General features: G+C 36.4%; 23 protein-coding genes. 7 read left to right on the top strand and 16 right to left on the bottom strand.

Annotated features, from left to right (window positions below; genetic code table 11):
- Nucleotides 1–91: 91 nt before the first annotated feature.
- The 3 genes from pstA to V7024_RS17515 all read right to left on the bottom strand — a co-directional run bounded on the left by pstA (nt 92) and on the right by V7024_RS17515 (nt 2869).
- The gene (pstA, locus tag V7024_RS17525) at nt 92–1009 is read right to left on the bottom strand and encodes a phosphate ABC transporter permease PstA (protein ID WP_335522220.1); all 918 of its coding nucleotides are present in this window, start codon (nt 1007–1009) and stop codon (nt 92–94) included.
- Nucleotides 1010–1011: 2 nt separating this feature from the next.
- Nucleotides 1012–1902 carry a phosphate ABC transporter permease subunit PstC gene (gene pstC / locus V7024_RS17520; protein ID WP_335522218.1) on the bottom strand — a complete coding sequence of 297 codons (891 nt, stop codon included), beginning with the start codon at nt 1900–1902 and terminating at the stop codon, nt 1012–1014.
- Nucleotides 1903–1972: 70 nt separating this feature from the next.
- Nucleotides 1973–2869, bottom strand: a complete 897-nt coding sequence (locus tag V7024_RS17515; RefSeq protein WP_335522216.1) for a phosphate ABC transporter substrate-binding protein PstS family protein — start codon at nt 2867–2869, stop codon at nt 1973–1975.
- A gap of 596 nt (nt 2870–3465) precedes the next feature.
- On the opposite strand from V7024_RS17515, the gene V7024_RS17510 reads away from it, so the two are divergent.
- From V7024_RS17510 to V7024_RS17500, 3 genes are read left to right on the top strand one after another with little or no spacing between them, the layout of a single operon-like run.
- Nucleotides 3466–3723, top strand: coding sequence for a FeoA family protein (locus tag V7024_RS17510; RefSeq protein WP_335522214.1), 258 nt, complete (start codon nt 3466–3468; stop codon nt 3721–3723).
- Nucleotides 3720–4439 carry a FeoB small GTPase domain-containing protein gene (locus tag V7024_RS17505; protein WP_335522212.1) on the top strand — a complete coding sequence of 240 codons (720 nt, stop codon included), beginning with the start codon at nt 3720–3722 and terminating at the stop codon, nt 4437–4439. Before V7024_RS17510 ends, V7024_RS17505 begins: the two co-directional genes overlap by 4 nt.
- Nucleotides 4420–5820, top strand: a complete 1401-nt coding sequence (locus V7024_RS17500; RefSeq protein ID WP_335522210.1) for a nucleoside recognition domain-containing protein — start codon at nt 4420–4422, stop codon at nt 5818–5820. The genes V7024_RS17505 and V7024_RS17500 overlap by 20 nt, the downstream gene beginning before the upstream one ends.
- 130 nt (nt 5821–5950) lie before the next feature.
- On the opposite strand, the gene V7024_RS17495 is transcribed toward V7024_RS17500, so the two are convergent.
- The 11 genes from V7024_RS17495 to V7024_RS17445 form a co-directional block, all read right to left on the bottom strand.
- Complete coding sequence (locus tag V7024_RS17495; protein ID WP_335522208.1) at nt 5951–6091, bottom strand: hypothetical protein; 141 nt, start codon at nt 6089–6091, stop codon at nt 5951–5953.
- A 12-nt stretch (nt 6092–6103) separates the two neighbouring features.
- Nucleotides 6104–7291, bottom strand: a complete 1188-nt coding sequence (locus V7024_RS17490; RefSeq protein WP_335522206.1) for a Ger(x)C family spore germination protein — start codon at nt 7289–7291, stop codon at nt 6104–6106.
- Complete coding sequence (locus V7024_RS17485; protein WP_335522204.1) at nt 7275–8390, bottom strand: GerAB/ArcD/ProY family transporter; 1116 nt, start codon at nt 8388–8390, stop codon at nt 7275–7277. Before V7024_RS17485 ends, V7024_RS17490 begins: the two co-directional genes overlap by 17 nt.
- A 1-nt stretch (nt 8391) precedes the next feature.
- The gene (locus V7024_RS17480) at nt 8392–9861 is read right to left on the bottom strand and encodes a spore germination protein (RefSeq protein ID WP_335522201.1); all 1470 of its coding nucleotides are present in this window, start codon (nt 9859–9861) and stop codon (nt 8392–8394) included.
- A gap of 257 nt (nt 9862–10118) precedes the next feature.
- Complete coding sequence (locus tag V7024_RS17475) at nt 10119–11294, bottom strand: M20 family metallopeptidase (protein ID WP_335522200.1); 1176 nt, start codon at nt 11292–11294, stop codon at nt 10119–10121.
- Nucleotides 11295–11634: 340 nt separating this feature from the next.
- Entirely contained in the window at nt 11635–11856 is a 222-nt protein-coding gene (locus V7024_RS17470) for a DUF4022 family protein (protein WP_335522198.1), read from the bottom strand.
- 119 nt (nt 11857–11975) lie between these two features.
- On the bottom strand, nt 11976–12275 hold the full coding sequence (gene qoxD, locus V7024_RS17465) for a cytochrome aa3 quinol oxidase subunit IV (protein ID WP_335522196.1): 300 nt from the start codon (nt 12273–12275) through the stop codon (nt 11976–11978).
- A 2-nt stretch (nt 12276–12277) separates the two neighbouring features.
- On the bottom strand, nt 12278–12880 hold the full coding sequence (gene qoxC / locus V7024_RS17460) for a cytochrome aa3 quinol oxidase subunit III (protein WP_098917168.1): 603 nt from the start codon (nt 12878–12880) through the stop codon (nt 12278–12280).
- A 13-nt stretch (nt 12881–12893) separates the two neighbouring features.
- Nucleotides 12894–14828, bottom strand: coding sequence for a cytochrome aa3 quinol oxidase subunit I (qoxB, locus tag V7024_RS17455; RefSeq protein ID WP_335522193.1), 1935 nt, complete (start codon nt 14826–14828; stop codon nt 12894–12896).
- Nucleotides 14829–14861: 33 nt separating this feature from the next.
- Nucleotides 14862–15731, bottom strand: a complete 870-nt coding sequence (gene qoxA / locus V7024_RS17450; protein WP_098917166.1) for a cytochrome aa3 quinol oxidase subunit II — start codon at nt 15729–15731, stop codon at nt 14862–14864.
- 296 nt (nt 15732–16027) lie between these two features.
- Nucleotides 16028–17434, bottom strand: a complete 1407-nt coding sequence (locus V7024_RS17445; protein WP_335522190.1) for an amino acid permease — start codon at nt 17432–17434, stop codon at nt 16028–16030.
- Nucleotides 17435–17831: 397 nt separating this feature from the next.
- Between V7024_RS17445 and V7024_RS17440 the strand changes: the two genes are divergently transcribed.
- A complete protein-coding gene (locus V7024_RS17440; RefSeq protein WP_335522189.1) occupies nt 17832–18575 on the top strand; it encodes a C39 family peptidase in 744 nt (247 codons plus the stop codon).
- A 273-nt stretch (nt 18576–18848) separates the two neighbouring features.
- On the opposite strand, the gene V7024_RS17435 is transcribed toward V7024_RS17440, so the two are convergent.
- Entirely contained in the window at nt 18849–20141 is a 1293-nt protein-coding gene (locus tag V7024_RS17435; RefSeq protein ID WP_335522187.1) for an NCS2 family permease, read from the bottom strand.
- Between the two features lie 265 nt (nt 20142–20406).
- Here V7024_RS17435 and V7024_RS17430 point away from each other — a divergent pair, with 265 nt between their 5' ends.
- The 3 genes from V7024_RS17430 (at nt 20407) to V7024_RS17420 (ending at nt 25177) form a co-directional block, all read left to right on the top strand.
- Complete coding sequence (locus V7024_RS17430) at nt 20407–21804, top strand: amino acid permease (protein ID WP_335522185.1); 1398 nt, start codon at nt 20407–20409, stop codon at nt 21802–21804.
- A 228-nt stretch (nt 21805–22032) separates the two neighbouring features.
- Complete coding sequence (locus V7024_RS17425; protein WP_335522182.1) at nt 22033–23616, top strand: DNA-binding protein; 1584 nt, start codon at nt 22033–22035, stop codon at nt 23614–23616.
- Between the two features lie 175 nt (nt 23617–23791).
- Nucleotides 23792–25177: a peptide MFS transporter gene (locus tag V7024_RS17420; protein WP_335522180.1), complete on the top strand. Its 1386-nt coding sequence runs from the start codon at nt 23792–23794 to the stop codon at nt 25175–25177.
- 158 nt (nt 25178–25335) lie between these two features.
- Here V7024_RS17420 and V7024_RS17415 read toward each other — a convergent pair whose 3' ends face one another.
- Nucleotides 25336–25968, bottom strand: coding sequence for a class A sortase (locus tag V7024_RS17415; RefSeq protein ID WP_335522224.1), 633 nt, complete (start codon nt 25966–25968; stop codon nt 25336–25338).
- Nucleotides 25969–26069: the final 101 nt, after the last annotated feature.

The following is a 26069-nucleotide window of genomic DNA, read 5'->3' as shown; positions in this document are numbered from 1 at the left end:
CCGCTTCTATGCACGGCCAGATCATCTCGTCCCCCCCTAAAAGAAAAGGGTTTATGTCATTTTTTTAACTTATATATTAAGATACAAAACGTTATGCTGCTTTTACTTTATTATTTTTGCGTGATTTTTTCGTACCAGTAAAGCGCTTATGGAGTACAGATGCTGTAAAGCGCGCAATAATATTGAATAGTAATACCATAATAATTAATACTGCTGCTGATTTTGTTGCAATTAGTTTCGCGTCAGGGATAATTCCCTCAGAATTTAACTTCCAAATATGCACAGCTAATGTTTCTGCTGGTCGAAATGGATTTAATGGATGTGAAGGGCTTGAAAAGTCCGCTGCCGAGTTTAAAATTGGTGATGTTAATCCAGCTGTGTAAATGAGTGCCGCCGCTTCACCAAAAATACGTCCAGCCGCTAAAATTACACCTGTAATAATTTGCGGCAATGCAGTTGGAAGCATAATTCTTACAATTGTTTGCCACTTTGTTGCACCTAATCCAAGACTTGCTTCTTTCACATTCGTTGGAATTTCTGTCATTGCATTTTCACAAACGCGTGTTAAACCTGGTAAATTTAAAATTGTTAAGGCTAAAGCTCCGCCCATAACAGTATATCCCCAACCTGCCGTTGTAACGAACACAAGCAATCCAAATAGACCAACTACAATAGAAGGTAAGGAAGCCATTGTCTCAATGCATAAGCGCACAAAATTTAAAAAACGACCTTGCTTTGCATATTCCGCCAAGTAAATTCCTGCACCGAGGCCTAAAGGAATTGAGATAATCAATGTAATAACAAGCATGTAAAAGGAGTTAAATAATTGAGGTCCAATTCCCCCTCCTGCTCTTGTATTACTCGGCTCTCCAAATAAAAAACTCGGATCCCAAAACCCCCAACCTTTTTGTAAAATTTCATATACAAGAAAAACAAGTAAAGTGACTATAAAGAAGGCAACTGCATATAAAATACCTGTCCATATACTATTAACTGTTCTAGCATTCATCGTTATCTTTCACCTCTTTGGCCAATCGCTCGAATTACTACAATAAATAGGAAAGAAATCAAAAGTAGTATCATCGCTAACGTCCATAGCGCATTATTCCAGGCTGTTCCATTTAACGTATTTGTCATATCCATTGTCAAAATACCCGTTAAAGTTGAAGTTGGACTATAAATTCCTTCCGGTAATTTTATTGTATTTCCTATTACCATTTGCACTGCTAATGCTTCCCCGAAAGATCGAGCTAATCCAAGAACAACCCCTGTTAAAATACCTTGTTTTGCAGCCGGAACAATAATACGACTAATCGCTTGCCACTTCGTCGATCCTAAACCATAAGAGGCTTCTAAATACTCAAAAGGAACCGAACGAATTGCATCAGAAGCAATACTTGCAATCGTTGGCAAAATCATAATACTTAATACAATAATACCGGCAATTAAACTAAATCCTACACCACCAAATGAATCTCGTAAGATCGGAATTAAAATCGTAACCCCTAGTAAACCATATACAACAGATGGGATCCCTACCAACAATTCTAAAACTGGTTTTAACACCTTGTTTCCAAACTTCGGAGAAATTAAATTCATAAACACTGCAAGTGCAATCGCAATTGGCGCACTAATGATTACTGCCCCAAGCGACACTAGCGTAGATCCAACTATGAAAATAACAGCTCCAAAACTTCCATTTCCATCATTCGGCGCCCATTTTGTTGATGTAAACACTTCTGAAATCGAGATATTACTTTGTGTAAATGATTGAATTCCTTTTGCACAAATGAATGCGATAATAGCTAATGTAATAGCAACAATTAATAAACCACAAAGCGTTACAAGTGTTCTTCCAATATATTCACTTTTTACGTAGTTAATTTGTTTTTTCCCCTTCATCACAAGACCACAACCTCACTTCATATATTGAAATGAACAGGACTGGCTAAACAGCCAGCCCCGCTTTATATTATTGCTTTAATTTAGACATTGGGATGTAACCCATCTCTTCTACTTTCTTTTCAAAGTCTTTACCTTTTACATAATCAATGTAGCCTTTTGTTGCATCTTTTGCTTCACCTTTTGTAATCATGTATTCATAAGACCAGAACGGATATTTACCAGCAGAAATATTTTCAGTTTTTGGTTCTACACCATCAATTTTTAATGTTTTTAGCGATCCTTTTTTATCACCAGTCATGTAGGACATAGCTAAGTAGCTAACAGATCCTGGTGTAGAATTAATTGCTTGCTCTACTGCACCATTTGAATCTTGTGTTGTACCTGTAGCATCGTTAATTTTCACATCTTTCATAACTGTTTTTTCAAATGTAGCACGTGTACCAGAAGCTGCTGGACGATTAACTATATTGATTTTTTCATCTTTTCCGCCAACATCTTTCCAGTTTGTAACTTTACCAGAGAAAATATCTTGCACTTGTTTTAATGTTAAATTATCAACCTTTACATCTTTATTTACTACTAACGCAAATGCGATACCTGCAACTTTGTTATCTACTAATTCTTTCGCTTTATCTGCTTCTTTTATTTTATCCGCAGCAGGAACATCGGAATTACCAACTTGAACAGCACCAGAAGCTACTTGGTTAATTCCAGTTCCACTACCGCCGCCTTGAACTGTAATTGATACTTTTGAATTTTTGTCCATAAATTCTTTAGCTGCCTCTTCTGCAAGTGGTTGAAGTGCCGTAGAACCAGCCGCTGTAATTGTACCCGATAATTCTTGCTTCGCTTCATTACCACCTTTAGCAGTTTCCTTTGTGCTTTCTGATTTCCCGCACCCTACTAACGCACCAGCAACTACTAATGCCGCTAAAGAAAATTTCAAGCCTTTTTTCATAACCATGTTTTGTACCCCCATTTAATTATCACTTTTCATTTCCACGTTATTGTGTGCATAATCCGTAATACAAATTCATTGTAGAATAATAATATTATGTCAGTGTTAAGCGTTTTTTAATTTTAAGTAAAGACAGTATATTTTTAGAAAAAGCTATATATATTCATTGTTTTTCTACAAAAAAAAGTGAAAAACCTTAAGAAACAGCATCCATTGTAAATTTAGTTTTAATAATGTAAATTGAATGTAAATTTCAATATATACTTCTACAATCTTCTTAAAATTATTTTCACAAAAATTCTACGTTTCTCCTGTTAAAACACTTAAAACCTTAGCACACGATGAAATAACAGGTATATATCCATTTTCGTGTTTCGACATATATGTCGTTTTTTTAACTTATATATATCACCTTCTTGAGATTCGAGTGTTTACTGCCCACAAATAACATGATCAATTGGAACAATTAAAGAAATAATTGAATATTTCTAAAGTAACAATTGACAACAGCGTTCACTATCATCTAGTATAATATTAATAAAAAGTTTCCCTAGGGAAACTTTTTGAACTCGTACTAAAAAAATAGAGGTGAGGTAACTCTTATGACATCGGTTAAAACTCAACCACTTTCTACTTTTAAAACAGGTCAGCTCGTACAAATTGAAAAAATCAAATTAGAAGGAACGATGAAACGCCGTCTACTAGATTTAGGGTTCATTCCAGGTGCAACAATTAAAGTATTACAAAAGAGCCCACTTGGCGATCCCACTGCATATCAAGTAAGCAATACAACAATCGCGCTTCGAAATGAAGAGAGCTCTCTCATATTAGGAAACTTAATAGGAGATGATTCACAATGAAGAAACATCGCATCGCATTAGCCGGGAATCCAAACACAGGAAAAAGCACATTATTTAATACGTTGACCGGATTAAAACAGCATACTGGAAATTGGACAGGGAAAACGGTATTAAAAGCTGAAGGTGAATATGAACATCGTGGAAACCTCTATACTGTAATCGATTTGCCAGGAACATATTCCTTATACTCAAATTCTGCTGATGAAGAAGTGGCACGTGACTATATTATTTTTGAAAAACCAGAGGTAACAGTTGTTGTTGTTGATGCTACTGCAATGGAAAGAAATTTGAACTTAGCCTTGCAAGTAATGGAAATGACAAAAGAAGTGATTATATGTGTGAATTTAATTGATGAAGCAGAAAAGAAAGGCATTATAATCGATGAGAAAAAATTAGCAAAATCGCTTGGAGTTCCTGTTGTGAAAATTTCTGCCCGCAACAAAAGCGGAATCGGTCAGTTGCTAAATACAATTGAAAAAGTAGTAAATAGAAAATTAATTCCTACTCCTTTTCAAATTACTTATAACGCGAAAATAGAAAAGATGATCCAAGAACTCAAGCCGCAAATATATAAAGTTTTTGGAGACTCTTATCCTACTCGCTGGATTGCACTTCGCATTTTAGATGGTGACAAGAATTTCTTAGAATCTCTTCAAAAACATCATGAAGAACCACTTGTAAGGGAGGTCGTAATGAATGGAATCTCATTCAACTAGTAAAGCTCTTCCGTTAGACTATATCGTGCAGCATGCACAAACACTTGTTAAAGAAGACATTCGTGATGAAATTGTCGGTGATATATATCGTGCTTCAGCTCATATTTGTAAGGATTCTGTTCAATATACAGATAAAAATAAATTATATCGTTCCGAGAAGCTCGATAAAATTTTTACTTCTCCTATATTCGGCTTCCCGATTATGATTGCTATTTTATCTATTATTTTTTACCTTACAATTGCAGGAGCTAACGTTCCTTCTGATATGATTGCTGAATTTTTCGGATGGGCAGAAGGTTATTTAACAACTTGGTTCCAAGCAATGAATGCCCCAAAATGGCTACATGGGATTCTTATTCTCGGTTTATTCCGCGGAACAGGAGCTGTTATTAGTGTTATGTTACCGCCAATGGCTATTTTCTTTCCAATGTTTGCTTTATTGGAAAACTACGGTTACTTACCGCGCGTTGCTTTTAACATGGACCGCCTCTTTAAACGTGCCGGAGCACATGGGAAGCAATCGCTAACAATGGCAATGGGATTCGGATGTAACGCAGCTGCAATTATGTCGACGCGTATTATCGAATCGCCACGTGAACGTATGCTCGCAATCTTAACAAATAACTTTGTTCCTTGTAATGGCAGGTGGCCAACACTTATTTTATTAGCATCTTTATTCATGGCTGCTGGATATACGGGTGGTATGCAAACACTTGTAACGTCCGGTGTTGTTGTCGGCATGGTTGTAATTGGTATTATCGTAACTTTAACCGTATCATGGGTACTCTCAAAAACAGCTTTAAAAGGTGTCCCGACCCACTACACACTAGAATTACCACCTTATAGAAAGCCTAAAGTTTGGGATACGATTGTACGTGCAACACTTGATAAATCCATATACGTTCTAAAACGTGCTGTTATCGTCGCAGCACCAGCAGCAGTATTAACATGGATATTAGCAAACGTATTTATTGGAGACACAAGTCTTCTTATGTATATCGTGAACTTTTTAGATCCGTTTGCAAAATTACTTGGGCTTGATGGATATATTTTAGCAGCATTTATTCTTGGCTTACCAGCAAACGAAATCGTTGTTCCAATTTTATTAATGGCTTATTTATCAACAGGTTCATTAACAGAGTTAGAAGATTTAACACAAATTAAACAGTTATTTCTCGATCACGGTTGGACTTGGCTAACTGCATTAAATATGATGCTGTTCTCTCTTCTTCATTTCCCGTGCGGCACAACATTAGTGAATATATATAAAGAAACAAAAAGTGCAAAATGGACATTTCTTTCATTTGCAATTCCTACTGTAATTGCCATTGTTGTTACATTCCTTTCCGCACAATTAATAAACTGGTTAGGACTCATATAGTACGTATTACAGCTTGGAGTCATGAATAACAATCCCAGTTATATAAAGAAAACAAACAGAAGATAACCAGCACAGCGTAGATGGTTATCTTCTGTTTATTTTGAAACGGACTTTTTCAGTCCCCTCTACCTTATTCAGATTTCTTTTTTTGCTGCATTTGTTTTTGCCAAGGTTGCGCACCATATTCTTGCATTTTCTTATGAAGAAAATAAGCTGTATATGGGAGAGTTGCCATTAAAACCGTACATATAAGCCCTAAAGTTGTAAACATGACACTACTCCTTTACTCATTTCTTATCGGTAACACAGACCCTGTATGTTCAATACTTGGATGTACACGAACAGTGATATTACTAGTACTAAAATAATTCTGGCCTTGATCCCAATTTTTTTTAACTTTTATCCATTTCTTATAATTTTTGCGCTTGTAATACTCCCCTATCCCAAGTACATCTACTTTCAAATCTTTTTGAGCAACTTTAACTGTTTTTTGTAGCTGTTTTTCCATTTCCTTTGCAAGGTATTTACTCATTTCCTTGTCACTCATCGCCTTATTATCTTTCCTTAAATAAACTTCTGCTAATGTCCCAGCTAAATATACATCAATTACAAATTTAGGTTTTGTAGGATCCGATAAGAATGCATGAATTTTCCGGCGCATCTCACGAACTTCAAATACAATATGTTGATTTCCTCTTTTGATTTTAAAAAAACCTCCTACTTTTTTCCCAATCATATAATTTAGTCCTAATGTTTCCATCCCATTTAGCCTACCTACAAGCTTTTTGTCTTTCCCGCGAAATACAGCTGCTCCTTCCATTTTAATCCCCTGACGCGTTAGTCCTAAGACTGGAAGAACAAAACTTCTGCTAGCAGACATTTTCTGTTGTAAATCACCAATTCGAACCGCTTCTAACATTTGGGCATTTTTCCGGGCATGATCTGATATCATACTTACATATTTAGCCGGTAAATTTTCTGGTTTCGCACTCTGTTTTAATATGTCTTCCGCTCTTCCTTTTGAGACGAAAATGCGAATGTTCCTGCGCATCTCATGATCACGAAAAAACACATCTAATGTATCTTCTAAAACGAAAGGTTTTTTTAATAAGTCCTCAGAAAGAATGAGCGCTTCTATATGAGGAAAAAATAAAGAACGGCTTATTTTCTTAGAAATAATACGAATTTGAGCAAATACACTATCGGCCGTTGCATTAATATTAATATAGTTTTTCTCGCCGTCTTTCATTTCCTGCTGCGTTAAAGAGCTAGGTAACACAATTTGATATGTTCCTTTTACAAGAGGAGAACGACTAGTAGTTGTTGTTTCACTTTTTTCACCTTTATTAGTCCCCTTATCTAATGCGACCCCAACAACAAATCCTCTTTCTTCAATTTCCTGCCGTTCTGAGCAGCCGCTTATAACGAAAACAAAACATATACAACTCATTACGCTAAGAAGAGGTTTCATTTTTCGTTCCCCCTCCTTTTATTTTATAAAGAATAAAAATAAGAAACGTAACAACAAACATAACAGCCATATCAACCCAAGCTAAATATGTACCGTACTTATTTATCACATCCAAATTACCTGGAATCATATTTACAACATAAATGATAGGAGCACTAATAAAAATAAATGTTTGTTTTTTTATTGCAGGAAACATGGAACAGAATAAAAAAATAGCAACATCATAATATAATGCAGTTGTATTAAAAATAGTAATAATCCATGTGATAAAAAAAATAGCATCAAACCTTTCTAAAAATCCTCCTATTTCAATCTCTTTTCCAAGTTCAATTGTTGGATATGTTAAAGTGCTAGTTGTTAAATACGTAAATACACTTATACAAGTAACATAAATTAATATATAGGATAAAACAGTGACCATAACCCCTTTCACTACTGCCTGAGGGGCCTTTTTCGTTGATTTTAGTATAGCAGCATAGAAAAAACCTACCTCAAACCCAATAAATGTAAAGGCCGTTTCTCTGACCCCTCCCACATATTTACTAAGTTTAGTTTGAAAAAATGGAGATACATTTTCAAATTCCATTAAATTAACATTTAACAGCGATAACAGAATAATAGCAATAAAAACAATCGGCAAAAACAGAACACTAAGTCTTAATAATCCTGCCCTAGATCCACAAACACCATAAACAACAACAAGCAAATAAAAAAAAGACAAAAGCTGAACAGGTGTATCGCTAAATAAATATGTTTGAGAAATAATAGAAATTGTTCGCGCTTCATAAGCCGTAATTCCTGTAAATGTTAGTATTAAAATTATACTTAGCATATAAGCGATCGGCTTCGTTACATATACACTCGCATATTGAACAAAATTTTGTTTCGGAAATAAAATGGCAACCTTCATGATGAACCATGCAAAACAAGCACTTGTTAATCCACCTATGAGTAAAAGAACCCATCCATCTGCAAAAAGGGCATGGGTTGCCATAACGCGCGGCATAGAAAGTGCACCTGTACCAATAATGGTAGAAGATACAGCAAAACCGAGTTCACGAGTACCAATTTTTTCATCTCCATACTCAAATGGTTTCACTTTATTCTCTCCTCTTCGAACGCAACGTTTTATCTTTCGGTTGTAGATACTCCGGTCTTTCTTTTAACATCGCTTTAGGCAAACGAGCCACATCCTCCTTCCAATCTTTATAAAAAGCAGGTGCAATCGGCGCTGAATATGGTACTCCAACACTCGTTAAATTGACGATGTGAATTGCTAATGCAATTAATCCTAAAATAATTCCATACAACCCGAAGACTGTAGCAGCTAAAATAAATGCAAATAGTAAAATACGAAAAGTAATCGTAATGCTATATACTGGCAATGAAAATGTAGCTATCGCTGTGACGGCAATAATAATGACAAGAAATGGATTTACAATCCCAGCACTTACAGCAGCCTCTCCAATAACAAGGCCTCCTACAATTCCAATCGTTTGCCCCATCGGCTTAGGAAGACGAATTCCAGCTTCGCGAATCAGTTCCATTGTGAACGCCATGATGAGTGTCTCGATATACGCTGGGAATGGGACACCTTCTCTTGCTCCAGCAATTGAATAGGCAAGAGTAGAAGGAATAAGCCCTTGATGATAAGAGACAAGAGCTACATACATAGCCGGCAATAAAATCGCAATCATGCCCGCTAATATTCGAAGTCCTCTTAACAACGTTCCGATCATCCAACGTTCATAATGATCCTCCGGTGATTGAAACATATCAATCATTACCATCGGAGCAATTAATGCAAATGGAGAACCGTCTACTAAAATAGCTGCTTTTCCTTTTGCAAGTGATGCCACGACATTATCTGGTCTTTCTGTATTTAAAAATTGAGGAAACGGGGATAAATTATTATCTTGTATCAATTGTTCAATCGTTCCTGTTTCAAAAATAATATCAGTTTCAATAGATTGAATTCTCTTATGTAACTCCTCTACAATATAAGGATTAATAATATCTTCAATGTAAACTAAGGTTACTTCTTTCTGTGAGCGCTTCCCCATAACATAAGAGCGGAAACGCAGTTGTGGGTCGCGGATGTGACGCCGAATTAACATTTTATTTACATTTACATCCTCAATAAATCCTAAATTAGGGCCGCGAATGATTGTCTCAGTAACTGGTGAATCGAGACTTCGATTTTCCCATTCACGGAAATTTACAATTATTGCGGAAGAAATACCATCGAGTAACACAATTGCTTCTCCTGCTAATAGCGCATTCATAACATCTGGAAATGTCTTTGCAATACTCACTTCTCCAACTGACAAAAATTGATCCATTACTGTTTGCATAATTGGTGCTTGTTTAGGAATTTCTTCATACTGCAATGGCCGAATAATAAAGCGATGAATCATGTCTTTATTACTGAGTCCGACTAAAAAGATGACTGCACACCGATTATTTGTCCCCGAAAGAGAGAATTCACGCACAATTAAGTCGTTAGGTGAATCTAACTTATTTCGAATTTCATTTGTTATTTTCGATAAGTTAGTATCTAATTCAATCATATATATCACCTAACTTTCTGTTTCAAAATGTTATATAAGTTAAAAAAGCGACATAAAAACCCATTTCTTTTTAGAGGGAAATGAGAGCATTTGGCCGTGCAGAGAAAGCCAGTAGCGGTCTGTTGTATTTTGCATAGCAGCGGCTTAGATCTCGAAAATGTAAAACGAATTTATATAGTTAGATTTCTCTACTTAAAGAAAATATATACAAAAAGAGTTATCCCTTGGTAACTGGATAACTCAAATAAAACACAATCTTATTTTCCATTCCTCATGAAATTCAAAACCGACGAAACAAATACGCTTACGCCAATCGGCAAGGCATCTTCATCAATTGTAAAACGTGGATGATGATGAGGATATATAATCCCTTTCTCTTCATTTCCAGCCCCTATAAAGAAAAATGTACCTGAAGCTTTTTGTAAAAACGCTGAAAAATCTTCTCCAGCCATTGTTGGCTGTAAACGAACAACACATTCTTTTCCTAAAAGCTGCAATGCCGTACTTTCTACATGACTTGTTACAGCTTCTTCATTTACAACCGGGCGATATCCATATTCGTATGTAAATGTATAAGATGCATCGTATGCCTCTGTAATATTTTTTACGATTTTCTCAATGCGTTCTGCTGTTTGCTTTCGAAGCTCATTTCGTAAGCTTCTCACTGTCCCGCCAATTGTCGCACTATCAGGAATTACATTATGAGCTGTCCCTGCATGAAACTGCGTTACCGATAACACCAATGAATCTAACGGATTCGTGAGCCTGGAGACAATTTGTTGTAATTGAGAAACAACTTGTGTACCAATCGCAATACTATCAATTGTTTCATGCGGAATACCAGCATGTCCACCTTTCCCAATAATCGTAATCGAAAATGCATCTGGAGCAGCCATCGCCGGACCATATATCACGCCAATTTTCCCAACTTCCAGCGGTGACCAAAGATGTGCACCAATAATGCAATCAACACCTTCCATCACACCAGCGTCCACCATTTCCTGTGCACCGCCCGGAAAATTTTCCTCAGCATGTTGAAATAAAAAACGAACTTCCCCTTCAATTTGATCATATTTTTTTGAAAGTGTGTATGCTGTTCCCAGTAACATCGCCATATGCCCATCATGTCCGCACGCATGCATAACTCCTTTATAACGGGAAACAAAATCAAACTGGTTTTCCTCTTCAATAGGCAGTGCATCCATATCAGCACGAAGCGCAATTGTTCGTCCCGGTCGCTTACCAATCAATCGCGCCATTACACTATATTGCGTTGGACGCGAAACTTCTAGATGAGGAAATGTTTGCAGTATATCATAAACCATTTGAGATGTTGTTTCTTCAGAATAAGAAAGCTCTGGGTACATATGAAAATGTCTTCTCCACTGAATAAGCTGTTCCTTTGAAATAGATGCTTCTTGGATCAGATCCATATACAATCACCCTTTCTTCATGAAATTAACTGTTATTATAACTTGTATATCATTTAAAATAAAATTATTCTGATAATTAAGGTTATTATATATCCATTTTGATATTTGGACATCTTTGTCTAGCTCTGTCATGCGGAGTACAACATGCCCGCTACTTGCTTTCTCCTTTTGTTTTAAACATTGCATGTGGCAGGAAAAGGCCCTGACCGCTCCTATGCATTGCCAGTCCCTCTCGTCCATTTAAAAAAATGCTTTTCTGTCGGTTTTTCATAAAGTACTGAGTAGTTACAGTTTTTTTAACTTGTATATAACCTCTAGCTCATGATCAATAGCAATATACTCAAAGGTTCTTATCTATAAGTTGTAAAAAGAAATAAGCTGGTGCGACACAAAGTCCTAATACACTACACGTTCCCATAATTAGAGAAAATAAGATACAAGAATATTTTACTGCCTTTGTTTTTTTCCACCCATAACTCCAAATTTCAATGCTTAAGCCAATTAGTATAATTGCAACAAGTACTTCCCCAAGTAATAAAAGGGCTAAAGTTGAGATTGACATGTATTGCCACTTCCTTAGTTATATAATAGTAATATTTTACCATACACAGAAGTGAACCTTAAGAAATAATTACAAAAAAACCCGCTGAGACAATGTCCCAACAGGTTTTTGAAAGCCTATTACATAGAGAAGAAAATCCAAACTGTACCAACAACCGTTACTGCCGCAATGAAAAAGTGAAATACGATTGTAAGTGTTTGTATTACTCCCTCTCCTTCTGTCATGTGCATAAACATAACTAATTGCAATGCTGCTTGTGCCACTGCCATTACAAGAATACTTGTTAAGATTGTTGAAAGTGGCAAGCTTGTCTCTAACGTTACATATAAAGCAAGGAACGTTAATGCAAGCGATAAAATAAATCCGAAAACGTGTGACCACGGAAATCCGCTATGAGCATTTGTATTGTTTCGTCCCATTATTACGCCACCATCCCGTTCAAGTAAACTAGTGTGTAAATGAAGATCCAAACAACATCAAGGAAATGCCAGTATAAGCTGATAATGAATACTTTACGAGCTGTAACTGGTGTCAGTCCTCGTTTTAAAATTTGGATAATAACACAAGTTGCCCAAATGATACCACCTGTTACGTGGGCACCGTGCGTTCCAAGAAGAACGAAGAATCCAGATAAGAATCCGCTTGTTTGTAGTGTAGCACCTTGGCCCACATACATGATAAATTCTTCAACCTCCATGTAAAGGAAGCCAGCACCTAATAGTAACGTAATGATAAACCATAGGAGCATACCATTTTTGTTTTCTTTACGCATTTCATGAATTGCGATCCCGCATGTGAAACTACTTGTTAAAAGTAGTAGTGTTTCAATCATAACAGGCTTTACTTCGAAAATTTGTGCTGGTGTTGGCCCGTCTGCCGTACGACCAGCTAATACTAGGTAAGAGGCGAAAAGTGTTGCAAATAGCACGATTTCAGCCCCAAGGAAAATCCAAAACCCTAAAATATTCAATCTGCTTTGTTCAGATTGATATTCTAGAGGTAAGCTTTTATCTAAAGCCGCCATTTCGTTTCACCTCTCATGCAACATGTTCTGTCTTTTTAATTTCATCTACGCTAACGTAGTATCCGTCGTCGTAATCAAACGAACGCCAGATCATACAACCTAACATACCAATACCACCGACAATTGCTAACCAGAACCAACTAAATACTAATGCGAAACCTGCAAGCCCAATAAAACAAGACATAATAATTGGAACACCTGAATTGCTTGGCATATGAATTGGTTTTAATTCTTCAGGTCTTGGTATAATAGACTCACCGTTTTTCTTCATTTCCCAGAATACATCGCTATGCTTAATTTCTGGTAATTTTGCGAAGTTGTAATGTTGTACTGGAGATTGTGTCGCCCACTCAAGTGTACGAGCATCCCAAGGATCCCCAGTTAAATCGCGCTCACCATGACGAATGCTATAAACTACGTTGTAGCATAATAAGGCGAAACCAACTGCCATCATTACTGCACCGATAGATGCGATTATGTTTAATCCGCCCCATCCAAGGTTTGCAGAGTAAGTGTACATACGACGAGTCATACCATCTAAACCTAGGAAGTACATTGGGAAGAAACAGATGTTAAATCCGCTCATAAAGATCCAGAATGTCCATTTACCAAGGCGTTCGTTTAGCATATGACCAGTCATTTTTGGATACCAGAATGTAAATCCAGCAAGCATCGCGAATACTGTACCTGCGATTAATACGTAGTGGAAGTGAGCGATTAGGAAGTAGCTGTTATGGTATTGATAATCAGCTGCTGCCATCGCAAGCATAACCCCCGTAACCCCACCAATTACGAAGTTTGGAATAAACGCCAATGACCAAAGCATTGGAACTGTAAAACGGATACGACCTTTATAAAGCGTAAACAGCCAGTTAAAGATCTTAACACCCGTTGGAATCGAAATCGCCATTGTCGAAATCGAGAAGAATGAGTTAACTGCTGGTCCTGCACCCATTGTAAAGAAGTGATGCAGCCATACAAGACCACTTAGAGTTGCGATTGCAACCATTGAGTAAACCATTGCTGTATATCCAAATAATCGTTTACGTGAGAACGTACTTACGATTTCAGAGAAAATACCGAATGCCGGTAAAATAACGATATACACTTCAGGATGACCCCATACCCAGAACAAGTTCGCCCAAAGCATTGGCATACCGCCGCTCGCCATCGTAAAGAAGTGAGCGTCAAATAGACGGTCAAATGACATTAATGCAAGAGCAACTGTTAATACTGGGAAAGCAAAGATAATGATTACACATGTAATTAAAATAGACCATGTAAACATTGGCATTTGCATTAATTTCATGCCTGGTGCACGCATTTTTAAGATTGTTACCATGAAGTTAATCCCTGTCATCAGCGTCCCGAGACCTGAAATCTGTAATGCAAGTGCATAGTAGTTATTTCCTACACCAGGGCTAAATTCTGTACCAGCCATTGGGAAGTATGATGTCCACCCAGCGTCTGGAGAACCACCGATAACGAAGGCGATGTTAAATAACATAGCACCTACGAAGAATAACCAAAAACTTAATGCATTTAAGAAAGGATATGCAACGTCACGTGCTCCAATTTGAAGAGGAACAACAACGTTCATAAGTCCCATAACAAACGGCATTGCCATGAAGAGAATCATAACTGTACCGTGTGTTGTAAAGATACCATTATAGTGTTCAGCGTTTAAATATGTTGTGTCAGGAAACGTTAACTGAGCACGAATCATTAATCCATCCATACCGCCGCGGAACATCATTACAATTGCTGAAATGATATACATCAATCCAATTTTCTTATGGTCAACAGAAGTTAACCACTCATCCCAAAGCCATCTCCACTTTTTGTACTTTGTCAGCACAAAAATGATTCCTAACGTCACAAGAACAATAGATACGTCCGCACCGTAGATAATCGGATCGCCTGTGACAAAAAATTCATCAAGCTTCACTATATTCACTCCAATCTGTTGGAATAATCGTTATTACTTTTTGTTTTTGTAGTAGTTGTAATCACAATATTCAAGTGATTTTGGATCTACATATTTTAAATGTGTATTAGAGTATGTCATACGCCCTACTACACCTGGTTGGATAATTTCTTTATATTTGTTTTCGGATAATTTCGGAGCACCTTTTGCTTCTTTTACCCATTTGTCATACTCTTCTTTTGTTTTCGCTTCAAGTTCAAACTCCATGTCAGTAAATCCTTTACCAGAGAAGTTTGCACTACGTCCAGTGTAAGAACCTGGTTTATCAGCTTGTAGGAATAAATCCATAATCATGCCATCCATTGTATACTTCATTCCACCAAGTTCTGGAACCCAGAAAGCATTCATTGGACCAACAGAAGTTAATTTAAATTGAATTGGTACACCTGCTGGTACATTTAAATAGTTAACGGTTTCAATTCCTTCCTCAGGATAACTGAATAACCATTTCCAGTTAGCAGATGTAACGTAAATTTCAACAGGTTTAATATCTTTTGTTTGCTCTGGTGGCTTTTCTGTTGCATACGTTGCTTTTACTGTTGGGATTGACAATGCAATCACGATGATAACAGGGAAAATAGTCCAAATAACTTCTAAAAGAGTATTACCGTGTATATCAGGTGGCTCATAGTCCATATTTTCTGGTTTTTCACGGTAACGAATTAAAATAATTGTAAACAGGACGAATACGACTACAATGATTACTGACATCAGTATGAGCGACCAAATAATTAAATCATACTGCGTTTTTGCAACAGGTCCTTGTGGATTTAATACAGCGATTTTTTCGCATCCACCGAGGAACAAGAGTAATGATAGTGGAAGAAGTGAAGCCAACTTCCAAATTCTTTTTTTCAGTTGCACGATTGAAAATCTCCTTTCTCCTTGGATTGAAACTATGCCAATAAAACAATATAAACCTATTAATTTATAGTTGGCAATAGTTTTTGAGATATTGTTAAAAAATAGACACAAATGCAGTGTTTTTACGTTGAAAAACATTTGTAACTTGCTAATATTGTAAACTATTTTTTAGCTCATAACTCGATTTTTAAAATTTTAAGATAAATAAAGTTATACCAGAATATCCAATAAATAGAAAAAAGTTATCTCATAATAGAATGAGATAACAAAAAAAATCTATATATTCAGTTTATAATTCATGAGACGTTTTTTTGCTGTTCAAATGTGACAATTTTTTTATATTTTACTTTATAAAAAATGTAACAAATAATCATGAATGGAATGCCGCAATATAAAGCAATGCGCTGGTCTGGAATAAACGCTAAGCTTATAAATGTAACAAAGTTTAAAGAGAACGCTGCAATAGGAACAAGCGGATAAAGCGGCGTACGGTATTTTAAATCTCGTATATCCCCGCCGTTCTTAATAAATTCTCTTCTAAAGAAAAATTGAGATGCAGCAATGGACATCCAAACAACGACAGCTGCCATAGCCGCAATCGATGTTAACACTAAAAAGACGGTATCAGCGGCAAGTACACTTGTTAAAAGAGAAAGACCGGCAAAGATTAAACTGAAAATTAAGGCATTGATCGGTACCCCTTTTTTCGTTAATTTTGTGAAGCGCGGACTTCCCATTCCTTGTTTTGACATCGCCCAAAGCATACGAGAGTTTGCGTATAACCCAGAGTTTGCCACCGATAATACAGCTGTAATAATAACAAAGTTCATAATGTCTGCTGCATAAGGAATTCCAGCTGTGTCAAAAACGAGTACGAACGGGCTTTCTACAAGATTTGCTTCTTGCCATGGTAGTAATCCTACGACTACAGTAATTGCAAGAACGAAAAAGAAAAGTGTTCGCCAAATTGTATTTTTTATAGCGCGTGGTATTGTTATTTCCGGTTGCTTACTTTCACCTGAAGCAATACCAATTAATTCTGTTCCTTGGAACGCAAAATTAACGGTAATCATTGTAAGAAGAACAGCTGGAAGTCCGTTTGGAAATAATCCGCCATTTTCTGTGAAGTTATGGAACATTGGTGCGGGCTTACCGTTAAAGTCTAATAAACCAAGCATAACAGCGCCGCCGAGTAAAATAAAAACAATAATCGTCATTACTTTAACACTCGCAAACCAAAACTCAGTTTCAGCATAAGCACGGGCAGATGAAGCGTTTACAATAAAGAGTATGGCAGCAAATACGACACACCATATCCAAGATGCAACATCTGGAAACCAACGCTTCATTAAAATACTAACAGTCGTTAATTCAACTCCGACAGTCACAGCCCAGTTTAGCCAATACATCCATCCAACGACAAATCCAAAACCAGGTGAAATAAATTTGCTAGCATAACTTTGAAAAGAACCTGCTTCAGGCATTGCAACTGTTAGCTCTCCAAGACAAAGCATGGTTAAATACATAACAAACCCGCCGACTAAATAGGCAAGAATAGCTCCGCCCGGTCCAGCGTTGTGAACAATTTGCCCAGATCCCATAAATAATCCAGTTCCGATAACGCCTCCTAGGGCAATCATGAAGAGGTGTCTGCTTTGCATCGTACGTTTTAGTTCATTTGACTGCTTCTCCTTTTGGATCATATACCCCTCACCCCTTATTTTCATCTTGATTAGTGGAAATTTAACTAAGTTAAATATATTTTATTTTAACAAAATATTCTAAAAATGTATATTTATTTTTCTTTTTATTTGAAAAAGTTAGAATTTTTAGTGCGGTATATTAAAAACCCCCCCTTTCTTTTTAAAGGGAGATGAGAGCTTCTGACCATACATAGAAGCGGGCAGGACTTTGTTCTGCAACAAGCGAGTACAGGTTATGTTGTATAACAACAACTTATATGGAAAAATTAAAAATATATTCATATATTAGGATGATACCGATATATTCATTCTAGTAAACTAACGAAAACAAATGTACAATGGAGAGTGTGTCACTTTTCAAAATGTAAGAAAATAACTATGTAATGGAGTTAGAGAAATGGGTAGGATCGTCAAATACGTATGTATTTTAGGTATTGGTGTTATTTTTGGTGTAGCATGTAATAAGCAAGTTATGGGTGTGATTGAAACAGGGAAAAATAAAATTTTTCAAAAAACCCAAGAACTTCGTGTGGATTTTTCATTTGAAATGAAAGACAAAGTGATGATTGAAAATGTTCCATTTATAAAACAACTTCCTGAATTAGAACGTGGTTGTGAAGTGACGAGCCTAGCAATGTTACTGCAATATAAAGGAATTAAAGTGGACAAAATGACACTTGCGAATGAAATTGCTGGTGTCCCATTTGAAGCAAACGGTGTGCGAGGAAATCCACACGAAGGGTTTGTTGGGAATATTTACACAAAATCTGAATCAGGTTATGGCGTATACCATCAGCCAATTTTTCAATTAGCACAAAAATACGTTCCAGATAAAGCAGTTGATTTATCCGGAAGAGACGTGAAGGATTTATACAAAGTACTTAGTGCTGGTTCTCCAGTATGGATTATTGCAAATACAACCTTTAAACCGCTAGATGAGGGCAACTTTGAAAAGTGGAATACAAATGCTGGGGAATTAATGGTTACATATTTTGAACATAGTGCCGTTATTATCGGTTATGATCAAAACTCTGTATATGTAAATGACCCACTTGCCGATAGCCCGCGTAAAAGTATTCCACGTGCTGAATTTGAAAAAGCGTGGGAACAAATGGGGAAACAAGCAATTGCTATTTTGTAACGATGAAAAGCTATCAGTTTTGATGGCTTTTTGTTGTTTATGACACAATAAAAGAACGACATAAAAACCCTTTTTTTATGGGAGGGCGAGAGCATCTGGCCGTGTGTAGTAGCGGTCGGGGCCTTTTTCTTCCACTTGCCTTGTTTTAAAACACAAGGAGCAAGCGAGTGCGGGGCATGGGGTGTTTTTCGTAGCTGCGACTTATGTGGTGAAATATGAAAATGGATACATAAAAAGAGCTTCTCCCGCAAGAAGCTCTTTTTCTAAAACTTATTATAAAAATAGATGACACCCAAATAATATTGCAAAGACATAAAGAAGCGGATGTACTTCCCTTCCTTTTCCTTTTATAATTTTTAAAATCGGATAAATTAAGAAACCAAGCGCTATACCATTAGCGATACTTGATGTGAGTGGAATACCAATGAAAATAAAAAATGCTGGGAACGCAGTTTCAAAGTCATTCCAATTTATCTCTCGAACGTTTTGCGCCATTAAACCACCGACAATAATAAGAGAAGGCGCTGTAATTGCCGCTACACTAGATAAAGATGCAATGACAGGGCTAAAGAACGCTGTAATGATTGTCAAAACAATCACAACAATACTTGTTAATCCTGTCCTACCTCCTGCTGCAATACCAGCAGAAGACTCAATTGTAGCTGCTGTTGGACTTGTTCCAAACATTGCCCCTACCGTTCCGCCAATTGCATCAGCAATAAAAGCTTTTCCAAAACGTCGTTCTTCATTATCTGTATTTAAACCTGCCTGCTTAATTAAGCCTAGCAACGCTCCTGTTGTATCAAATAACAATACAAGCAAAAATGAAAAGACAACGCCGTATAATCCGTATTCAATTACATCTCCCGCAGCTTGAATTGGATTATATGTAATGATTCCCTCAGGTAAATGCGGAACTTCTACAAGTTTATGTTCAAACTTTAATTGTCCTGTGAAAAAGGAAATAATTCCTGTCACAACCATACTAATAAACAGTGCACCTCTTACGTTCAATACCATCAATACTGCAGCCAACACTAAGCCAATTAACGTTAACACAACAGATAGAGAATGGAAGTTTCCAATCGTAACTAAGTTTGTTGGATGATCTACTATAATACCTGACAAACGCAAACCAATAAATGCAATAAACAAACCAATTCCTGCTGCAATCGCATGCTTTAAACTGTCCGGAATCGCTTCAATTAACTTTTGACGAAATGATGTAAATGAAAGTAAAAGAAATATAATACCTGTTACAAATACAGCTGAAAATGCAATCACATATGTAATTCCCTCAGCCTTTTGAACAACAGAATAAGCAAAATAAGCATTCATTCCCATTGCCGGTGCAATAACAATTGGATAATTTGCTAAAAATGCCATACACAATGTTCCGATAATTGTTGCAATAATTGTTGCCGTAAAGGCTTGATCGAACGGTACTCCTGCATCAGATAAAATTTTCGGATTAATAACAAGAATATACGCAAAAGTAAAAAACGTCGTTATCCCCGCCAAAACCTCCTGCTTTACAGAAGTGTTGTATTTTTTTAATTGAAACATACTAGCTACCCTTCCTATGTAATAGAATAAATCTTTTATTATACGAAAAAATATAATACTTAATCTTATCAATTGCTAAAAAGGGGCGTCAATACGATTGCTAATAGTTCCAATTTTAAAATTAAGTTTAACGTTCTATAGATATAGTACAGAAAACATTGTCTTTTTTTGTAGCATAACAGTTAGAAATGTTTTATAATTTTAAATAGTTAAATAAATTTGTAAGCGGATACAATATTTTTCTTATTAGTTAAGGAGGTTTATTATGCAGCACACAAACAAAACAGAAAATTTAAACCGTGGATTAAAGCAACGACATATTACCCTTATGTCGCTTGGGTCTGCTATTGGGGTTGGACTATTTTTAGGATCAGCTTCCGCTATTAAACTAGCAGGACCGTCTATTTTATTCGGTTATATTATTGCAGGCCTTGCGATTTTTTTCATTATGCGAGCGCTTGGAGAAATGGCAATTGAACAACCTGTTGCAGGTTCATTCAGTAAATATGCACATGACTATTTAGGTCCGCTAGCAGGTTATATAACGGGCTGGAACTATTGGTTCTTATGGGTTGTAACTTGTATGGCCGAAATTACAGCGGCAGGAATTTATATGGAATATTGGTTCCCAGGAACTCAACGTTGGGTTTGGGCGTTAATTGCTCTTGTATTAATGACCGCATTAAACTTTTTATCTGTTAAAGTGTATGGAGAACTTGAGTTTTGGTTTGCTTTAATTAAAATTGTCACAATTATCTGTATGATCGTAATTGGCACCGGTATTATTTTATTCGGTTTTGGAAACGGCGGCGTAGCGACTGGAATTTCAAATCTTTGGTCACACGGCGGTTGGTTCCCAAATGGATTTTCTGGCCTTCTTTTATCATTACAGATGGTACTATTTGCTTACTTAGGAGTAGAGTTAATTGGTGTAACAGCTGGAGAAGCGGAAAACCCGAAAAAAACATTATCTAAAGCGATTGATAACGTTTTTTGGCGCATTTTAATCTTCTATGTAGGTGCTTTATTCGTTATGATGGCAATTTATCCATGGAATGAGATTGGTGAAAAAGGAAGTCCATTTGTACTAACGTTTGAACAAATCGGCATTGCGAAAGCAGCAGGAATTATTAACTTTGTTGTCTTAACAGCTGCTCTTTCTTCTTGTAATGGTGGTCTCTTTAGTACAGGCCGTATGCTATTTACATTAGCACAGCAAAAACAAGCACCAGAAAAATTTGGTCAGTTAAATAAACATGGAATTCCAAGCAAAGGAATTTTAGCAACAGCTTTCGTATTGTTAATAGGCGTTGCATTAAACTACATTGTTCCGGCAAAAGTATTTACATGGCTAACAAGTATTTCCACGTTCGGAGCAATTTGGACTTGGGGCGTCATTTTAGTTGCACAGCTTCGTTTCCGCAAGGGACTATCACAGGAGGCGCAAGGCAAATTAACGTACAAACTGCCATTGTACCCACTTAGCTCCTATGTTACGCTCGCTTTCCTTGTTTTAGTATTAGGAATCATGGCATATTCTGCTGATACACGCATCGCATTAATCGTTGGACCAATTTGGCTCATCGCTTTAGTAGTTGTTTATTATGCAAAGGGCTTTCATACAACAGATAAAGCAGCGAAATCTTCTTCGCAAATCGGGTAATGCTAATCCCTTACTTATATGAGGAAGGGATTTTTTCTTTTCTATTGCTGTATACAAAAATATTTCTCAACAAAATTCACCTTAAATTTACAAAAATTTATAAATTCCCCCTTTTTTCTTTCATTATATTTCGTTAAAGTAATACAGGGACACTTTTATCCGTAGGGGCATTTGATAGTTAGTTGAGCGCATCGCACTCTTACTTAACTTACTTTAGGGGGATTTTTTATGAAGAAACAAAAATGGCTGAAACTCACACTCGCAACAGGAATGACTTTAAGTATGGCTACCATGTTTAGTTCAACGACTTTTGCTGAAAGCGCTTTAGATCCAGCTCCACAAATTGCTGCAAAAATTGTGAACGAAAACGCTGGAAAAAAAGTATTATTTGATAATACGCACGGTCAAACAGCAGGAACAGCTGATTGGGTTATTGATGGGGGATTTTCTGATTTTGGAAACGGTATTGCAAACAAAGGCTTCTCTGTAAAAGAACTACGTAAATCAACACCTATTACATATGATGACTTAAAAGATTACAACATATTTATCGTTCCAGAAGCAAACATTCCTTATAAAAAATCAGAACAAGACGCTATGCTGCAATATGTAAAAAATGGTGGCAGTATCTTTTTTATAGCCGATCATTATAATGCTGACCGTAATAAAAATCGCTGGGATTCCTCAGAAGTTTTCAACGGGTATCGCCGCGGAGCATGGGAAACTCCAGTAAAAGGAATGTCTTCTGAAGAAGCATCTTCACAAGCTATGCAAGGTGTAGAAAGTTCTGATTGGCTATCAGACAACTTTGGTGTACGTTTTCGCTATAATGCCATTGGCGATGTTTCTACAAATAAAATTGTAGCACCTGATCAATCATTTGGAATTACTACAGGTGTTTCATCTGTTGCCATGCATGCCGGATCAACAATTGCAATTGTAAACCCTAATTTAGCAAAAGGAATTGTTTACTTACCAGAAGGTTTACCTAAGTGGAATAACGCTGTCGATAGTGGTGTATATAACGGCGGGGGCATCGCTGAAGGCCCTTACGTTGCAGTTTCAAAAGTTGGTTTAGGGAAAGCTGCTTTTATCGGTGACTCTTCGCCTGTTGAAGATGCGACGCCAAAATATGTCCGTGAAGATACAGGACAGTCTAAAAAAACATACGATGGATATAAAGAAGAAAGCGACGCTACTTTATTAACAAATATCGTAAAATGGCTTTCTACAAAAGAAACATATACAAGCTTAAATCAAGTAAACGGATTACAATTAGACAAACCCACACCATTAAAAACATTTGAACAACCAAGTGCATCAACTGAGCCGCAACCAGAACCATGGGGCGCTCCTAACCAAGGATATCAATGGTTTAATTCAAGTACATTTAAGCCTGGTTCTTACGGCTATAATAATAGCAATAATAATAATAATGATGATGGAAACGTCTCAACAAGTGATTATAACTTTATTCACCCTAGTATTCTTCCAAACAGCGGTGTATTTCAAATAAAAATACAAGCAAATCATTTATTACCAAACACGACTTACAATAATTACTCCCTAGGTATTTATACAAGTGGTGGCACACAAGTAGCAAAAGTTCAAAACGAAAACGGCATTTGGCCTTCTTCTTACGGTTATAGTAATTCATTTTCATTTACAACAAATAACCAAGGTGTCGCTGAAAAAATCGTGAATGTACAAATTTCCCCTAATACAACAGGGCAAGCTACGTTACGCCTTCGTCAAAATACGACTGTAAAAGAAAATAAAACGGTTGTAATTGGAACATCTGCTATTCGATAAAAGAAGTCCCCTTTCTATTGAAAGGGGATTTCTTTTATCGTACATACTCATCCCCCTCATTATATAAGAATAATTTTTTACAAAAAAATGACCTTTGTTGACTTTAAAAAGTTAATAAAGTAAACTATTAAACATATAAAACTATTAACTATGTTTTGGTTAGGAGGAATTACATATGGAAGCTGCGCTACAGTTTGATAAAAAACAACAGCCAAAAAAGAAACATCCTCCAGGTTTGTACTTACTCTTTTTCACAGAAATGTGGGAACGATTTAGCTATTACGGATTACGAGGATTATTAACATTATATTTAACAACAGCTTTAATAAACGGTGGCCTTGGTTTTAGTAAGAGCTGGGCACTTACGATTTACGGCTTTTATACAGGCGCATGTTATTTCACCCCATTGATCGGTGGATTTTTAACAGATCGTTATCTTGGTAGACGATTAGCGATTACACTTGGCGGTATAACAATTGCAATTGGTAACCTTACGTTATTTGCACTGCAAAGCCAATTAGGACTATACCTCGGATTAGCGCTCATTATTATCGGGAACGGTTTCTTCAAACCAAATATTTCTACCCTTGTCGGAGAATTATATAAAGAAAACGATCCACGCCGTGATGGTGCCTTTACGATTTTTTATATGGGAATTAACGTCGGTTCATTCCTTGCTCCACTCGTTTGTGGATATTTATCAGAAGATTTGTTTAAAACAACAGTAGATGGCGCTATGCATTATGGTTTCCGATATGGATTTTTAGCTGCGTCTATCGGGATGATTGTCGGACAAATTTTATTTACAACATTATCAAATCGTTTTCTTGGTGATATCGGTAAAAAGCCAACAGCGGCTTTACAAACAGGTACAGGCAACAAAACAGCTGGCAATACACCATTAACGAAAAAAGAAAAACAGCATACAGCAGTTATTGTCGTTTTAACGTGTTTTGTTGTTTTCTTCTGGGCTGGATTTGAACAAGCTGGTAGTTCTTTAACTTTATATACAAATAGCTTTGTAGATCGCTCTATATTCGGTTGGGAAATTCCAACATCTTGGTTTCAGTCTGTAAACCCGCTATTTATTATTTTATTAGCACCAGCTGTTTCTGCACTTTGGACAAAACTTGCTACTACAAAACGCGGTGATTTAAAAATTCCAACAAAAATGGGTCTTGGTATGATCTTACTTGGAATTGGTTATATGGTTCTTGTTGTTGCTGCATTAAAAACGGGAAGTAACGAACAACAAATTACAGAAAAAGCAAACCTGCTCTTTATTGTCTTTACTTACCTGTTCCATACATTAGGTGAATTATTCTTATCTCCAGTCGGACTATCCATGGTAAGTGCACTTGCTCCTGTCAAACTCGCATCTTTATTAATGGGCGTTTGGTTAGCAAGTACAGGTGTCGCTAATATTTTAGGTGGACAGTTAGCAAACTTTACAACTTCATTAGGATATTCAGAAGTATTTGCTGTTATTGGAGCTGTCGCTATTTTCTTAGGATGTATCTTACTATTAATTTCAAAAAAATTAGTAAAGTGGATGGACTAAAAAAGATGAGGGGTTGTCCCTCATCTTTTTTTACTCATTTTCTCCTTTTTCTATCGCTTGCTTATACAACTCTTTATACTCTCTTTGTAGTCACTTGGTACAAAACACTTATAAAAGAACGAAAATCCACCCTCAACGAAGGTGGATTTTCTTTTTAATTATTTAATTTTTTTCGTTTGCACCAAATTCCCAGATACTACATATCGCTTGGAATTATCAAGTACAGACGTACATGTAATAAGGGTTACTTCATTTTTTCCATGATCTTCAACGACTTCCCATTTATCCGGTGTAACTTGTGTTACTTGTTCTACCGCATACTCATATTCATTTTCACTATCATATAAATATACTTTATCATTCTTGTTTAATTTCGAAATGTCGCTAAATAACACACCTTTTTTCGACATGTTATGGCCTGCTAGCGCATAGTTCCCTTTTCCCATCTCTTGTTTCTCTTTTACTGTTGCTGCACCTGATAATAAATTTTTCTCTGTTGAGCCATTTAAAATCGGTAGTTCTAATCCAATACTCGGAATCGACATACGCCCAATAACTTGTTTTTTATCTATTGAAGCATTTGCTACATCTGCTAAATCCGGTTGATTTATTTTAGAAGCATCAACAAATTTCGTTTCTTGTTTTTCATACTTTATTTTCTTAATAGCTTGTACGTTTTGATCTTGCGTCTTTCCAGCTTTGTAACCATCATAAAATGGTTTTGCAATTAAAACGCCACCTACAATAAATAAAAGAAGTGCCAGTATACTATAAATCTTTTTCTTATCCATGCTCCAATTCCTTTCCTTCACAAAATTCCTCTTATATAAAATGATAAAGTAAGAATGCTAGATACACAAGTAACTTACGTGATATATATATATATCCTACT

Origin of the sequence: Bacillus sp. JJ864 (assembly GCF_036963045.1) — a bacterium.
GTDB lineage: Bacteria > Bacillota > Bacilli > Bacillales > Bacillaceae_G > Bacillus_A > Bacillus_A pseudomycoides_C.
Note: the sequence above shows the minus strand (reverse complement) of the source record. Positions and strands in the feature narration are given on the sequence as shown.

Coding starts and splice junctions, on each gene's coding strand:
- pstA (WP_335522220.1), bottom strand. CDS start 1,009: ATGAATGCTAGAACAGTTAATAGTATATGGACAGGTATTTTATATGCA.
- pstC (WP_335522218.1), bottom strand. CDS start 1,902: ATGAAGGGGAAAAAACAAATTAACTACGTAAAAAGTGAATATATTGGA.
- V7024_RS17515 (WP_335522216.1), bottom strand. CDS start 2,869: ATGGTTATGAAAAAAGGCTTGAAATTTTCTTTAGCGGCATTAGTAGTT.
- V7024_RS17510 (WP_335522214.1), top strand. CDS start 3,466: ATGACATCGGTTAAAACTCAACCACTTTCTACTTTTAAAACAGGTCAG.
- V7024_RS17505 (WP_335522212.1), top strand. CDS start 3,720: ATGAAGAAACATCGCATCGCATTAGCCGGGAATCCAAACACAGGAAAA.
- V7024_RS17500 (WP_335522210.1), top strand. CDS start 4,420: ATGGAATCTCATTCAACTAGTAAAGCTCTTCCGTTAGACTATATCGTG.
- V7024_RS17495 (WP_335522208.1), bottom strand. CDS start 6,091: ATGTTTACAACTTTAGGGCTTATATGTACGGTTTTAATGGCAACTCTC.
- V7024_RS17490 (WP_335522206.1), bottom strand. CDS start 7,291: ATGAAACCTCTTCTTAGCGTAATGAGTTGTATATGTTTTGTTTTCGTT.
- V7024_RS17480 (WP_335522201.1), bottom strand. CDS start 9,861: ATGATTGAATTAGATACTAACTTATCGAAAATAACAAATGAAATTCGA.
- V7024_RS17475 (WP_335522200.1), bottom strand. CDS start 11,294: ATGGATCTGATCCAAGAAGCATCTATTTCAAAGGAACAGCTTATTCAG.
- V7024_RS17470 (WP_335522198.1), bottom strand. CDS start 11,856: ATGTCAATCTCAACTTTAGCCCTTTTATTACTTGGGGAAGTACTTGTT.
- qoxD (WP_335522196.1), bottom strand. CDS start 12,275: ATGGGACGAAACAATACAAATGCTCATAGCGGATTTCCGTGGTCACAC.
- qoxC (WP_098917168.1), bottom strand. CDS start 12,880: ATGGCGGCTTTAGATAAAAGCTTACCTCTAGAATATCAATCTGAACAA.
- V7024_RS17445 (WP_335522190.1), bottom strand. CDS start 17,434: ATGATCCAAAAGGAGAAGCAGTCAAATGAACTAAAACGTACGATGCAA.
- V7024_RS17440 (WP_335522189.1), top strand. CDS start 17,832: ATGGGTAGGATCGTCAAATACGTATGTATTTTAGGTATTGGTGTTATT.
- V7024_RS17435 (WP_335522187.1), bottom strand. CDS start 20,141: ATGTTTCAATTAAAAAAATACAACACTTCTGTAAAGCAGGAGGTTTTG.
- V7024_RS17430 (WP_335522185.1), top strand. CDS start 20,407: ATGCAGCACACAAACAAAACAGAAAATTTAAACCGTGGATTAAAGCAA.
- V7024_RS17425 (WP_335522182.1), top strand. CDS start 22,033: ATGAAGAAACAAAAATGGCTGAAACTCACACTCGCAACAGGAATGACT.
- V7024_RS17420 (WP_335522180.1), top strand. CDS start 23,792: ATGGAAGCTGCGCTACAGTTTGATAAAAAACAACAGCCAAAAAAGAAA.
- V7024_RS17415 (WP_335522224.1), bottom strand. CDS start 25,968: ATGGATAAGAAAAAGATTTATAGTATACTGGCACTTCTTTTATTTATT.